Source organism: Pseudomonas lalkuanensis, assembly GCF_008807375.1.
Classification (GTDB): domain Bacteria; phylum Pseudomonadota; class Gammaproteobacteria; order Pseudomonadales; family Pseudomonadaceae; genus Metapseudomonas; species Metapseudomonas lalkuanensis.
The window spans coordinates 1,662,366-1,676,781 of the sequence record NZ_CP043311.1 but is presented as its reverse complement, the minus strand read 5'-3'; the positions used below and the strand labels follow the sequence as shown (position 1 = coordinate 1,676,781).

Sequence of the window (14,416 nt, the reverse complement as noted above, 5' to 3'; positions counted from 1 at the left end):
GGCCCGTCAGGGCCTGAAGTTGCGCGCGTCCCTCGCCCAGTCATCGAGGACGGGCTTGAGGTCGTCCAGCACCAGCGGTGTCTTGCGGTTTTCCAGGCTTAGTCCCTGGCCCTTGCGCACCGCCCTGACGACGGGCTTGCCGCTGGCCGCGTCCACCGCTTCCACTTCGGCATAGATCGCCACTTCCTGGTCGCGCGTTCCCACCGCCGTGGTGGTGGCAGCTGCCAGCAGGGCGATCGGGATGACCTCATAGGCCTTCAGGTGCTCGGTGGAGATCGCCACAGCGGAGATGGACGGACGCACGATCAGGGTGTCCGCCTCCGGTGTGCCGACCAGGCGTGCCTTGCCGATCAGCTCGCGCTGCAGCGCCAGGCGCATGTAGGTAGCGATCTGGTCCATGGTCTGCTGGCTCATCTGGTCGCTGGGGACCTGGGCCGGATGGAACACCGGCTTTTCCACCAGGAGCGTGCCATAGCGCTTCGGGTCGAAATCCGGCGCCGTCCAGCGCAGCACAGGCTGGCCGCTGGCAGACATCTTCTCCTCGAGCTGCGAGTAATCCCTCAGAAAGCCCGAATACTGCTCGGGCTGGGTGACCTTGCTGGAACAGCCGCTGCCCAGCATGACGATCGCTGCCAGCGCAAATCCGAATAGCGGTTTCACCATAGAAGACTCCAGGTTTGACGGGGTTGACCCTGCGGGTTGCACCCCTCTTCTGACTGGCGGCAAAGCCTATGGATGAGCGCTTTCCAGCACTTCGCATTTCACGACAGTTTTTTAGCATTTCATGACAGCGTGACCCAGTTCCTTGAAACAAAACGTGTCGCCACGCTGGCAAACCGCTGTCGGAGGGACCTGGCAACCCGGCACGGGCGGTACCGGGTTGCATGGGGATGGGAAAGGATGGCGTGGTGCTTGATCCGGCGCTCCGACCTCCAACGGAGCGCCGGGAGGTGGAGGTTCAGACAACGCCGATGAAGTCACCCGCTGCCAGGGCGACGTGCCCGACGAGGTCGATCTGGAAGTCGGCGGCATTGTTGTTGTTCACGTTGCCCTCCACATAGGTATGCTCCACACCGCCGACGTTGACGTAATGGAACCTCAACTGGGCCTGTCCATTGAATTCATTGCCGGCGCCATTCCATTCGCCAAGGAAGCTGAAGTCCTGGTTCCCCGCGTTGCCAGGTCCGGTCGTTCTCGCATCGATCTGGCCGAGGTCGATGCGATCGCTCCCTTGCTGGAAGTCGTTGATCACATCCCGGGTGCCGCTGCTGGTACCCGAGTCGTTGAGCGCGGCGAAGACGAAGGTATCGGCATCCGCATCGCCGGTGAGCAGGTCGTGTCCCGCACCGCCGGCCAGTACATCGGCACCTGCCCCGCCGTTGAGACTATCGTCGCCGCCACCACCGGCAAGCTGGTTGGCCAGCGCATCACCGGTCAGGCTGTCGGCACCCGATCCGCCGGTCACGCTCTCGATACCACTCAACAGGTCGCTGCCGATCTGGCTGCTGCTGGCCGTGGCCGTGGCCAGGTTGACCACGGCTGCTGCTCCGGTGGCGGAAAGGTCGTAGGTATCCAGGCCGTCGTTGCCGGCGTAGATGTCATTGCCGTCGAACAGACCGGCGATGAACCGGTCGTCACCCTGGCCGCCGCTGGCACTGTCATCGCCCTGCCCTCCCACGAGCACGTCGTTACCCTGTGCACCGGCCAAGTTGTCGTTGCCGCCGAGTCCTTCGAGGCGGTTGTCGGCGGAGTTGCCCGTGATCTGGTTGGCGCCGCTGCTGCCCAGGACGTTCTCGATGGATACCAGCAGATCATTGCCGGTCTGCGCGCTGCTGGCGGTACCCGCGGCCAGGTCGACGCTGGCATTGGCAGACGTGCCGGACAGGTCGTAGGTATCCACCCCGTCACCGCCATCGTAATGGTCGTTGCCGTCGCCCACCGTGGCCACGAGGGTGTCGCTCCCCGCCCAGCCTTGCACGTTATCGTTGCCGGCCTGGCCGATCAGCCGGTTATTGCCGGCATTACCCATCAGCAGGTTGTCCAGTCCGTTGCCCACGCCGTTGACGTTGGCGGTGCCGGTCAGCACCAGGTTCTCGACGTTGGCCGCCAGGTTGACATTGACCGATGACTGCACCGTGTCGATGCCGCCGTTCAGGGCCTCGCTGACCGAGTCGCCGGTAGCGCCGACCACATAGGTGTCGTTGCCCGCACCGCCGCTCATGCTGTCATTGCCACTGCCGCCATCCAGCAGGTCGCTGCCGTCGCCGCCGCTGAGCACATCGTTGCCGGCATAGCCCAGCATGACGTCCTGGAAGGCCGTCCCCACCAGAGCCGCGCGATCCTGGAAACCGCCCAGGCCGTTGTCGTTGAGGGAGGTGCCTTCGATGAAGCGTCCGACCGCCTCGGTAGGATCGGAATAGACCGTCTCCACCACGCCGTGGTTGTCGGTGAAGCTGACCGCTACCCGCAACTGCTGTCCGACCTGTGCGGCCACGGGTGCATAGGTCGAGGCGGTGGCGCCATTGATGGCAGCCCAGATGGCCCCCGACAGTACCTGCCACTGGAAGCTGAACGCGCCAGCACCGGAGGGAATGCCATCGGCGTCCTGGATGGCAACGGTGCTGGCGGTCAGGCGGTACTGCGTCGGCAATGGCCGGCTGGGGGTGGTTGGAGCTGTGGCGAAACCGGTAACCAGGGGTTTGCCGGCAGGTAGCTGGTTATTGACGTCCAGGCTGATGGTGCGGTCCGCGAAGCGGACTTTTTCAATGCCGACGAGGATGTCGGTTGCATCGAGGTTGGCCGCACCGACGCGCTTGTCGGTGATTCTGAAGCCGAGAATCTCGTTGCTTCCCGGATTGGTATCGCCGATCAGGGTGATGCTGTAGTCGGAGAAATCGCCGTTGTAGACCGCCTCGTCGGCAGCGCCGTACGCCGTACCGCCGGCGTGGTTGTCGCCGAGCACGAAGCCCGACCGAGCGGCCTGCAGGCCGGTGAAGTGCTGGTTGAATCCCTGGGCTGCCAGCAGGTGGTTGAGGTCGGCCAGGCCAATGGAGTCCCCCACCAGCACATCATTGCCGGCATTGCCCTGCACCACGTCGTCGCCGCTGCCACCCACCAGCCAGTTTTCGCTGCCATCACCGATCAGGCCCGCCGTCGGGCTGGCCGGGTTGGCGGGATTGGCCCGTGCGTCACTGAAGCGCGAACCTACCAGGCCCTCGATGTTCGCCAGCAGGGCGTTGAATGGCTGGAACAGCACGGCGGTTCCCGGTGCCGCGATGATGTTCTGCTGGTTCAGGTCGGCGGCGGCATCCAGCTGGATGTTCACATCACTGAATGCCGCGATGTCGAAGCCGACGTCGCCAAGGGCTTCGTCGCCGTCCCCCTGACCCGGCGCACCGCCGATGCCGGGCAGGAGGATGTCGTCGCCCTCTTCCCCGAACAACTGATCGCCCGTGGAGCCGCCGGAAATGATGTCGTCACCGGCCTCGGCGAAGAGGATGTCCGGCCCGTCGCCGCCGTAGATCTCGTCGCTGCCGTCACCGCCATGGACCAGGTCGGTATCGCCGCCAGCGTCGATATAGTCGTTGCCGGCGCCGCCGTAGAGCTCGTCGATCCCGGCCTCGCCGTAGAGGTGGTCATTGCCGTTGCCGCCAATGACGATGTCGATGGCGCCCGCACTGGTACCGGCGTAGACGATGTCATCGCCGTCGCCACCGTCGAGGAAGTCCTCGATGTCGCCACCGTAGATCACGTCATTGCCATTACCGCCGTAGAGGTGGTCGGCGCCGGCCTTGCCGTCGAGGATGTCGTTGCCATCCTCGCCATAGCCGGTGTCGTCGCCATCCCCCAGGTCCAGCCAGTCGGCATAGTCGGTCCCGGCCACCACCTCATGGGCGTTGTAGCCCACCGCGGCAGTGCCGTCGGGGTTCACCCCCTGGTCGGGGCGGTAATCACGGATATAGGTGCCGGACGCATGGGTTTCCGGGTTGACCAGGCTGAGCAGCAGGCCGTTGCCGCCGATCCCCCCGGAGCCACCGGTGGAATAGACGCCCATCTGGTTGGTGTCCACCAGACGGCCGTACTTGTGCTCGCTCTTGTAGGCCGTGGCGGTGGCGCCCGAGTCCTGGTAGCTCAGCTCGATGTAGCTGTCCATGTAGCCGAACACGTCACCGGCCAGGTGCCGGGCATCCGTGGTGCGCTCGATGATGTCCTTGAACTGCTCGGTGACCACCTGCTCGTTGAGGTTGGTCATGCCCGGCAATCCGAGGTCGAGGCGAAACAGGTAGTAGAAGCGGTCGCCATCCATCAGCCGCTCCATCTGGTCTTCGAAGATGGCGTTGAACGTGGTGCCGAGCTGGCCGGTGTAGACGTGTTTCTCTGCCAGCCCGCCAATCCACAGGTCGATGTGGTTGAAACCGTCGGAACCGGCGACGAAGTTGCCATCCTGGTCGGCGGCGTTGGACAGGAAGCGCGCCGCATCCTCGGCCGTTACGACGCCGCCGGCCCAGGTGGCATCCACGCCCGCCTGGTCGGCGTCGATGATGGCCTGGGCATGGGCCACATCGCCATCGAAGGAGTAGGCGGCGATGAAGTTCACCAGGGATTCCGGGTGAATCATGTTGTTGGCGAAGTCGCTCCAGCTCGTGTAGGGCGTCAACGCATCCACGATCAGGTTGGTGTGGTGCTGGGACCCGGCGGGTGTCTGCCGCTCGGCGATCAGCGCATCGTGGATCTGCTGGCGCACCGCATTGAGCGTCGGTAGCCCGAGGTCACGGCCTCGTGCCAGGTTGATGGTGGCCAGGTCCAGCGGTTGGCCCAGCAGGCCCTGCTGCAAAGCCGGGGTGACGAACTCGTCGATTTCGTTGCTGACCTGGCGCGTCATGCCGAGGGCGATTGCAGTCGGGCCGACTTCAGCGAAACCACCGGGGTTGAGGAAGGCCTTCTCCAGGGCGTAGCGGGTGATGGACCCGGTCAGGTCGTAGGCACCGCTGACGTCCCGTTCCAGGGCGTCGATGGTTTCACGCAACTGCGAGTGCCCGAAGCGGAATGCAGCCTGGCCATACTCCAGGGAAATATTGGCGTTGATGCCGGAGTCATAAGTGACGAACTCGGGCAGGTCAGGCGTGATCAGCCGCGCGTACTGGTCGATGGCAACGTGCTGGTACTCCATTTCCACCACCAGCTTGGCCCCCTGGAACAGCAGGTCATGGTTCCAGGAAACAGTCACGCCGTCAGTCAGCGTGTAGTTTCCGGCCGCGTCGGTGTAGTAGCCCCCGGCCCCGTTATCGATGCCGACCTGCCAATTGTGGCGAACCCCGACATCGGCCTGGAGAATCTCCTGTTGCAGGTTGATCAACTGAACGTTGTGGTCTTCGTGGAAGACATGGTGCATGGCGGTCAGCCCGAAGTTCTCGTTGGCACGGCCGTCGCCCGCGATGTAGTGATCACCCACCGATTCCAGCAACAGCTCGTTGGCGACCGCGTAATCGGCAGTCCCCGGATCGGCAAAGATCGAGAAGTCAGAGGGATTGACCAGACCGAACAGGGACTTGGTCGGGCCGTTGTCGTAGTGGAACAGGATCCCGTAGGGGTTCGTCGGGTCGAAGGTCACGCTCACCAGGTGGCTGTCCAGGGCCATGAGGCGCGCCACATCGATGTGCACGTCGTCGAAGTGCGGATTCATGTCCAGCAGCAGGGCCTCGCGGGTATGGACCGCCTGGATACCGGAAGTGGAAGGGTCCGCGTCCAGCACATGCCCTGCGTCGTCGCGCACGCGGAAATCGGCCAGGTCATCCCAGGTCAGGTCATCGCGCCCGGTGGCCACGATATGGGCGCGCAACTCGTTCAGGGTCGGCAGTGTCTGGTGGGTGAGCACGCCATTGAGCGTCCAGGCGGCTTCATCGCTCAGGGTGTTGCCGTCGAACAGGCGGGCCCCCGGCCGGAACTGGCCAGGGTTGGACGGGTCAGCCACCCATTCGCGCAGCAGTTGAGTGACAGAGGCCTCGGAACCGTATGTCTGGTTCTGGTCGATGTAGGGCGAGTCCAGGTTGCGGTATTGCGCATTGCCTGCAGCATCGAAGCTGCCCACGCTGGCCCTGTGGACGGTGATCGAATGCACCGGCTGGCCGTCCGGGCCGATGGAACCGTAGAGGGGATCGTCGGGTGCCAGGGGAATGGTGATGGTGGCGGTCCGGCTCGGCTTGTCGATGAAGTCCAGTCCATGGTCGAAGAACTGGCCGAACAGCGTGAACCAGCCGGTGGTCGAGGGGTCGCCGGAAACCGTGTTGAGATTGCGGATGAAGTACTGACCGCTACTGGATGAGGTCGGATCGGCTTCGCCCAGTTGGCCGAGCAGCCCCGGATCGCTGACCACCGCGACGCCGTTGGCGTCATGCAGGATGTGGCCCTGGGCGTCGGTGGCGAAGACCACGCCGCCACTGACGATGGTCTGGCTGATCATCCTCGGCGTGTAGTCCACCAGCGAGGCGGATGGGTCGGCGTAGGCAGCCGGCGTACCCAACTCGGCACCGGGGTGGCTGGAGAGGTAATCCTGCCAGGCCGCGTTGTCGGCGTTCTGCTGAACGTACTGGCTGTAGTCCGGCAGGGTCAGGCGGATGAAGTCCTGGCCGAAGCTGCCCCAGGCATGGCCATCATGCGTGAGGTTGTTGAAATAGCCGGAGACGTTGCGCAGGCCGATGGGGTCGCGCGCGCCGTTGTACCAGATGCTCTCGCCAGCCGGGAGGGCCAGCGGATCGAAGCTGCCATCGGTGCCCAGTACATGCACCACGCCATCGGCACCGGTATAGCCGAACAGGGCGTCGCCCGAGACGGTGTAACCCACCACGCGCAGGGTGGGGAAACTGACCTGCTGCAACAGGTAGCTAATATCCTTCAGGTTGAGCGTGAAGCTTTTCAGGCCGTACATAACGATCTCCCACTGCCCTGTCCGGGCCTTGCAAAGAGCCTGGGAGAAAGCATCGAGGAGTCCGGCGAATGCCCACAGATGCGAAGGTCGAACAAAATCAGCAGACCTTGGGTCAAGTCGACGTCCCGACTTTGGTCCAACCCGACCCCGGACCAATGTCAGGACCGCACCGCTCCTGGGGACGGCGTCTGCGCCAACGGATTCGCCAGCTGAAGCGCTCCACCCAGTTCATCTTCGCCGCCAGCCTGATCCTCGGCCTGACCATGAGCCTGGTGGGCAACCTGGTAAGCCAGCGCATCGAGCGGGCGGCCGTGCAGTCGGCAGCGCAGGCCGGTGCCGTCTACATGGAAAGCTTCCTCGAACCCTTCGTGCAGGAGCTGGCGCGAACCCAGGACATTCCCCCGGAAAGCGCCGCGGCCATCGACCGGCTGATCGTCAACAGCAGCCTCAGCCGCCACGTGGCTTCGGTGAAGATCTGGCGCCCGGACGGGACGGTGATCTACAGCACCGACAAGTCGGTAATGCACCGCAAGTTCCCCACCGATGAGATCGACGAGGCCTTGCAGGGTCAAATCGTCACCGACCTGGAAGACCTCGGCCAGGACGAGAACGCGTTCGAGCGCAGCCTCAAGGTGCCCCTCTACGAAATCTACGCGCCCCTGCGGGAAACCGGCTCGGGCAAGGTGGTGGCAGTGGGTGAGTTCTATGAACGCGCCGACCAGTTGGAACGGGAGATCCACACCGTGCGCCTGCAGGTCTGGGCAGTGGTCGGCTCGGCCACGCTGGCGATGCTGGGATTGCTCTTCTTCGTGGTGCGCCGCGGCGAGCGCATCATCGAGCGCCAGCAAGTAGCCTTGAAACAGCGGATGCTCGAACAGGCACGCCTGCATGCCCGCAATACCCAACTGCAGCGCCGCATCACCACTGCCAACCAGGAGTTCTCGCGCATCAGCGAACTGACCCTGCGACGTCTGGGTGCCGACCTGCACGACGGCCCGGCGCAGTTGCTGACACTCATCCTGGTCCGCCTGGATGAACTCGCCCAGATACGCGAACGCCTGCAGCAGCAGGGCGAACCTTTCGACGGCGATGCCCTGGAAACCCTGCGCAGCGCCGGCCAGGACGCCCTCCGCGAAATCCGCGACATTTCCCGTGGACTGGCAGTCCCGGAAATCAGCGAACTGGGGCTGGAACAGGTGCTACGCCTGGTGGTACAGCGCCACGAACAGCGCACCGACACCCAGGTGGAGCTGGATATCCAGCCGCTGCCTGCCGACGCCACGATGTCCCTGAAGATCTGCCTCTACCGCTTCGCCCAGGAAGCCCTGAACAACGCCGTGATGCACGCTGGAGGCCAGGGTCAGAAGCTCTCGGCGCGGATGATTGAGGGGCAACTGGAGGTACAGGTGGTCGACGCGGGCAATGGCTTCGTCCCCGGCGACCAGGCCAGCAATGGCCAAGGCCGGCGTCGACTGGGTCTCGCCGGCATGCGTTATCGAGTGGAAGCACTGGGTGGGCAGTTCGACATCCAGTCAACGCCGGGCGAAGGCACCCGCGTCAGCGCCCGCTTCAGGATGGACGACGAAGTGGCCGGCTAGCGCGCCTTGCCTTGCATTTCGAGCATTTGCTCGTGGTCTTCATCCCATTGGCGACGCAGGGCTGTGACAGCTTCCACGCGATTGCGCGCGTGGAGTTTCTGCATCACGTTGGTCATGTAGTACTTCACGGTCTTCTCGCTCAGATTGAGCTTGTCGGCCACTTCGCGGTTGGTCAGGCCGTTGGCCACTTCTCGGATGATCTGCTCCTCGCGGTGGGTCAGCTCGATCCTGTGCCGCTCCATATCCTGCCGATGCCGCATTCGCCCCAGTAGCCGGCTGGCGAAGGCCGGTGTGATGAAACTCTCGCCTCCGGCCACGGTGCGGATTGCCTGCACCAGCTCTGGCCCGCTGACGCCCTTGAGCACATACCCCTGGGCCCCGGCTTCCAGTGCCGCATAGGCATCGTCTTCGCTTTCCGAAACGGTCAGCATCAGCACCCGCACGCCCGTCGCCTCGGCGGTGATTCGGCGCACAGCGGCAAAGCAGTCGCCCGGCATGTTCACATCCATCAGCAGCACGTCGGGCTGAAGGCGCAGGGCAATATCCACAGCGTCCTCGGAGCAGGCGCCCTGCTCCACGACCTGGAAGTCCCCGATACGCTTGAGTGCGGCGGCCACACCTTGCCTGAGCAGGGGATGGTCGTCGACGATGCCTATCCTGATCCTGGCTTCCACGAAAGGTTACCCCCCGAATGACGCGGGCCCACCTCACCGGCGGCAGCAAGCCGGCACGGGGCGGGATTGGGGACTGTCCCGATGGCGAGGCGCACGTCCCCCGACAACCCTGAGTAGTAGCAGCGCCCTGCCTCCCATGCCGGTGAGGGGTCGCGGTCCCCCGCCGAATGCACAGTTTTCCCGAACGGACGGTACTCCGGACGACGGGCGGCGCCCTCACCCATGTCCCAACCGCCGAACTTCGCCAGCCGCTCGAAACAGCGCTGCCAGCTTATCTCCGTTGGCGATAAGCCGATGCCACATCATTCCTTTGCTTCATCAGTCGAGCGTGATCAGCTCTATCCGCAGGATTTTTGTGGGAAATTCGACGACTGCCTGTTCGCCAATGCCCTTCCACCTGCTACAAAAAGGAAGCGGGCCGGGAACGTCCGCACATCATCGGCATCCGCAGTACGCTTATGACCGGAAGCAACCACGACACACCTTTCACGCCCTACCCACCGCTGCTCGACCAGCCGGCGCAACTCACCCGCGCTGAACTGCTCGCGTCCCTGGAAAACACCATGGCCCGCCACCAGGGCGGCCCGGTCTGGCTGTTCGCCTACGGCTCGCTGATCTGGCGGCCGGAGTGCCCCACCATGGAAAGGCGCCGCGCGCGCATCCACGGCTACCATCGCGGCCTGTACCTCTGGTCGCTGATCCATCGCGGCACCCCGGAGACCCCGGGGCTGGTACTGGGCCTGGATCGCGGCGGCTCCTGTGCAGGCTTCGCCTATCGTCTACCGGGGGAGCAACTGGAAGAGCATCTGTTCGCCCTTTGGCAGCGGGAAATGCCCGACGCCGCCTACCAGCCGAAATGGCTCAACTGCCAACTGGTCGGTGGCCCCAGCGTGCAGGCGCTGGGCTTCGTGCTGCGACGCGACTTCGCCTGCTATGCCGGCGCCCTGCCGGACCATGTGCTGCGCCAGGTATTCGACAACGCCAGCGGCCGCTATGGCAGCACCCGCGACTACGTTGAAAGGACCGCCAGCATCCTGCGCGCCAACGCCATGCCCGACCGCAAGCTGGAAGAAGCCCTGGTGCGCTGCTGCAAACAGGGTGCGCTGAGTTTCAGCTGACCACTGCGGGGCGGACTTCTCGCGTGGGATCGCGCCGGATTCCCCGGATTCCCTACCCACAACACGAAGAATCACACAATACGTCTGCCTTGAACCCCTACAGCGCGCGTGCGTAGCGTTCTGAGCCCCCAGCAGCCACGAGAGCCCCGCGCATGACTTCGCACCGCTTTCCCACCCTGGAAGACTTCCCCGTCGACGTTCTGGATGTGCGCGCCGACGCCAGCCCCGAGGCTTGCCACAGGCTGGGCGACTACCGCCTGGCTCAGGTTTCCAGCCTGATCGAGCGCCTGCGCCACGAGCGGAATGCCGGTGCATCCGGCCATCTGCGCCAGGAAGTCCTGCTATCGGCAATGGAAGCGCTGCTGATGGATGCCCACCTGATGTATGCGCGGGCCCGCCGGCCAGCCGTAAGCAAGGCTTAGCCGCCGGCTGGCACCTGCTTTGCGGGGGCGAATCCACCACCGAGCACAACGCTGACCTCTTTAGCCCGGCCTGGCCCCTGGGGTGCGCTGTGCGCGCCCACTACAGGACCCGCTTCGGCACCTGGCCAAACTGCCGGTGCGCAGGGCGCTCCCTAGCCGATCGGCCTCATCCTGCCCGCCCGGGCATTCGCATCGTCACAGTGAGAGCCGTGACTCATGACCACGTCCTCAGGACGCGGTTTTCCAGGCCCGAATGAATATGACCCCACAAACTTGGCCTCCCTCGGTAAGCGTCGCGATCTTCGGGATTACTCCACCCCAACCTCCACCACATCCCCTTGCAACCTGACCGGCCAAACGCGCAGCTTCTGCTCCGGATACTCCAGGCAAGAACCGTCTTCCAGGCGGTAGTGCTGCTTGTACAGCGGCGAGGCGATCACCAGGTTGCCGCCCAGGTGGCCGACGATGCCACGGCCGATCACATTGGCCTGGGCCAGTGGGTCGTGGTTCTGCACCGCGAACAACTGATCGCCCTCCTCGCCCTTCAGGTAGAACAGCGCCACCTGGATGTTGCTCACCCAGGCCACCACGCCCGAGTTGGGCACCAGGTCCTCCCGGCGGCATACGGCTTGCCAACGGCCCCGGACCTCATTGCGTTGCAGGCTTGCTTCGATCATCAGACCACCTCCTCCACCAGGGAAATAAGACCGGCTTCGTCCGCTCGCAGCGGGCGGCGCTGGCCGCGCTCATCGATGAAACGGATATCCGGATCACCGCGTCCGTCGTTGACGAAGGTACGGAAGCGCTTGAGCTTCTCCGGGTCCTGGATGGCGTTGGCCCACTCGCATTCGTAGCGGTCCACCACCAGTTGCATCTGTGCCTCCAGTTCCTCGGCCAGCCCCAGGCTGTCGTCGATGATCACCGCCTTGAGGTAGTCCAGGCCGCCCTCCAGGCTCTCACGCCAGACCGAGGTGCGCTGCAGCTTGTCGGCAGTGCGGATGTAGAACATCAGGAAGCGATCGATGTAGCGGATCAGGGTCTCGTCATCGAGGTCGGTGGCGAACAGCTCGGCGTGGCGCGGACGCATGCCACCGTTGCCGCAGACGTAGAGGTTCCAGCCCTTCTCGGTGGCGATCACGCCCACGTCCTTGCTTTGCGCCTCGGCGCATTCGCGAGTGCAGCCGGACACGGCGAACTTCAACTTGTGCGGCGAGCGCAGCCCCTTGTAGCGGTTCTCGATGTCCAGGGCCATCTTCACGCTGTCCTGCACGCCGTAGCGGCACCAGGTGCTGCCCACGCAGGACTTCACGGTACGGGTGGACTTGCCGTAGGCGTGGCCGGTCTCGAAGCCGGCGGCGATCAGCTCGCCCCAGATATCCGGCAGTTCGTGGAGCTGGGCACCGAACAGGTCGATGCGCTGGCCACCAGTGATCTTGGTGTAGAGCCTGTACTTCTTCGCCACCTCGCCAATGGCGATCAGGCCTTCCGGGGTGATCTCTCCGCCGGGAATGCGCGGCACCACCGAGTAGGTGCCGTTCTTCTGCATATTGGCCATGAAGGTGTCGTTGGTGTCCTGCAGCGGCACCAGCCACGGGTCCTGGATCGGCCGGTTCCAGCAGGAGGCGAGGATGGAGCCGATGGCCGGTTTGCAGATCTCGCAGCCCACGTGGCCACGGCCGTGCTTGGCGAGCACCTCCTCGAAGGTCTCGATGCCTTCCACCCGCACCAGTGCATAGAGCTCCTGACGGGTGTAGGCGAAGTGTTCGCAGAGGCTCTTGTCCACGGCCACGCCACGGGCCGACAGTTCGTGCTCGACTACCTGCTTGAGCAGTGCCGCACAGCCTCCGCAACCGCTGGCCGCCCTGGTGCAGGCCTTGACCCCGGCGACGTCGGTGCAGCCACTGTCGATGGCCGAGCAGATGGCACCCTTGCTGACGTTGTGGCAGGAGCAGACGGTGGCGGTGGCCGGCAGCGCATCGGCGCCCAGGGCCGGGGCGCCTTCGCCCGCCGGCAGGATCAGGCTGGCCGGGTCGGCGGGCAGCTTGATGCCGTTCTGCACGTACTGCAGCAGGGTGTCGTAGTAGCTGTTGTCACCCACCAGCACCGCGCCCAGGGCCTGCTTGCCGTCGGCGGAAACCACCAGGCGGCGATAGCTGGAACTGGCTTCGTCGATGAAGCGGTAGCTGCGGGCGCCCGGCAGTGCACCCTGGGCGTCGCCGATGGAGCCTACGTCCACACCCAGCAGCTTCAGCTTGGTGGACATGTCGGCGCCAATGAAGGGATCGGCGTCCTCGCCGCAGAGCTGTGCGGCCACGCTGCGGGCCATCTGGTAGCCGGGGGCGACCAGGCCGAAGATGCTGCCGTTCCAGGCGGCGCATTCACCGATGGCGAAGATGTCCGCGTCCGAGGTCAGGCACTGGCCGTCGATGGCCACGCCGCCACGCGCGCCCAGTTCCAGGCCGCACTGGCGGGCCAGGGCGTCCTGCGGGCGAATGCCGGCGGAGAAGACGATCAGGTCGGTTTCGAGGAAATCCTCACCGGCGAAGTTCATCCGGTAGCGGTATTCCGCACCAGAACTGATGGACTGGGTAGCTTTCGAGAGATGCACCCCCACGCCCAGCGCTTCGATGCGTGCCTTGAGCGCCTGGCCGCCCTGGTCATCGAGCTGCACCGGCATCAGGCGCGGCGCGAATTCCACCACATGGGCGTCGAGGCCCAGGGACTTCAGCGCGTTGGCGGCTTCCAGACCCAACAGGCCGCCACCCACCACCACACCACGGCGTGCCTGGGCGGCAGCGGCGCGGATGGTGTCGAGATCGGCCAGGGTGCGGTACACCAGGCGCGAGTCGCCTTCGGCCCCCTCGATGGGCGGCACGAAGGGATAGGAGCCCGTCGCCAGAACCAGCTTGTCGTAGGCCAGGCTGCCGTTGGCGGTGATCACTTCGCGACGCTCGCGGTCGATCTCCAGTACCGGCACGCCCAGGTGCAGGGTCACGCCCGGGGTCAGGTAGAGGCTGGCTTCGCCCAAGGCCAGGGATTCGGCGTCGCGGCCCGCGAAGTACTCGGAGAGATGTACCCGGTCGTAGGCGCGCAGCGGCTCTTCGCTGAAGACCTCGATGCGATAGCGGCCCAGTGCGCCGCGCTCGACCAGTTGCTCCACACAGTGGTGGCCGACCATGCCATTGCCGATGACGACCAGCGTTTGCACATCAGGAGTGGAAGTGTTCATAGGTAGCACCCGGCCCAAGCCAATCACGTTTTCTGGGGGCAAAAAAAAGCGCCTGGGACTTGTCGTCCCAGGCGCCTTTGCCTGTTCGTTCATGGGTGTCGTCGAGCCACACTGCCTGACGCACCTGTGAGCCCGGGGAAGTGATCGCCTTTGATCTGCCGGGCCGCCCTCCGCACTGTTCGCGGTGGGCCTGGTCCTGCCCATGCAGTGGCTGTGCCAGTTCGGTGAAAAGGCCATTCGGACAATTTCACAGCCGGTCTCCGGCTCAGCAATGACAAGGCCTGCAGCGATTGGCACGAACTTCGGCCACTTCATCCGGAGCCCTTGCGCCGTTGGCTTGCACAAGTACCAAAACGGTGCGGCCGGTCTCTGCACGCCCCATCCTGAAGCCGGCCCGCACCACCGCCAATCCGCCTGAAAAACGCCCGCGAGGTCCGCCGCACAATGCCT

The 14,416-nt window shown here is 64.7% G+C and carries 8 protein-coding genes; 3 read left to right on the top strand and 5 right to left on the bottom strand.

The features are described 5' to 3' along the window. Nucleotides 1–6: 6 nt before the first annotated feature. Together FXN65_RS07990 and FXN65_RS07985 are read right to left on the bottom strand one after the other, a co-directional pair. Nucleotides 7–660, bottom strand: coding sequence for a DUF3313 domain-containing protein (locus tag FXN65_RS07990; protein WP_244620714.1), 654 nt, complete (start codon nucleotides 658–660; stop codon nucleotides 7–9). 298 nt (nucleotides 661–958) lie between these two features. Next, nucleotides 959–6,925, bottom strand: a complete 5,967-nt coding sequence (locus FXN65_RS07985) for a peroxidase family protein (RefSeq protein WP_151132551.1) — start codon at nucleotides 6,923–6,925, stop codon at nucleotides 959–961. Nucleotides 6,926–6,993: 68 nt separating this feature from the next. Between FXN65_RS07985 and FXN65_RS07980 the strand changes: the two genes are divergently transcribed. Further along, entirely contained in the window at nucleotides 6,994–8,523 is a 1,530-nt protein-coding gene (locus tag FXN65_RS07980) for a sensor histidine kinase (RefSeq protein ID WP_151132550.1), read from the top strand. Here FXN65_RS07980 and FXN65_RS07975 read toward each other — a convergent pair. After that, complete coding sequence (locus FXN65_RS07975; RefSeq protein ID WP_151132549.1) at nucleotides 8,520–9,197, bottom strand: response regulator; 678 nt, start codon at nucleotides 9,195–9,197, stop codon at nucleotides 8,520–8,522. The genes FXN65_RS07980 and FXN65_RS07975 overlap by 4 nt on opposite strands. 458 nt (nucleotides 9,198–9,655) lie before the next feature. Between FXN65_RS07975 and FXN65_RS07970 the strand changes: the two genes are divergently transcribed. Continuing rightward, entirely contained in the window at nucleotides 9,656–10,315 is a 660-nt protein-coding gene (locus tag FXN65_RS07970) for a gamma-glutamylcyclotransferase (protein ID WP_151132548.1), read from the top strand. 152 nt (nucleotides 10,316–10,467) lie between these two features. Next, a complete protein-coding gene (locus tag FXN65_RS07965) occupies nucleotides 10,468–10,737 on the top strand; it encodes a hypothetical protein (RefSeq protein WP_151132547.1) in 270 nt (89 codons plus the stop codon). 308 nt (nucleotides 10,738–11,045) lie between these two features. Here the strand turns inward: FXN65_RS07965 and nirD are convergent, their stop codons facing one another. Both nirD and nirB read right to left on the bottom strand, forming a co-directional pair. After that, nucleotides 11,046–11,414: a nitrite reductase small subunit NirD gene (nirD, locus tag FXN65_RS07960; protein WP_151132546.1), complete on the bottom strand. Its 369-nt coding sequence runs from the start codon at nucleotides 11,412–11,414 to the stop codon at nucleotides 11,046–11,048. After that, a complete protein-coding gene (gene nirB / locus FXN65_RS07955; protein ID WP_151132545.1) occupies nucleotides 11,414–13,966 on the bottom strand; it encodes a nitrite reductase large subunit NirB in 2,553 nt (850 codons plus the stop codon). Before nirB ends, nirD begins: the two co-directional genes overlap by 1 nt. Between the last annotated feature and the right edge of the window lie 450 nt (nucleotides 13,967–14,416).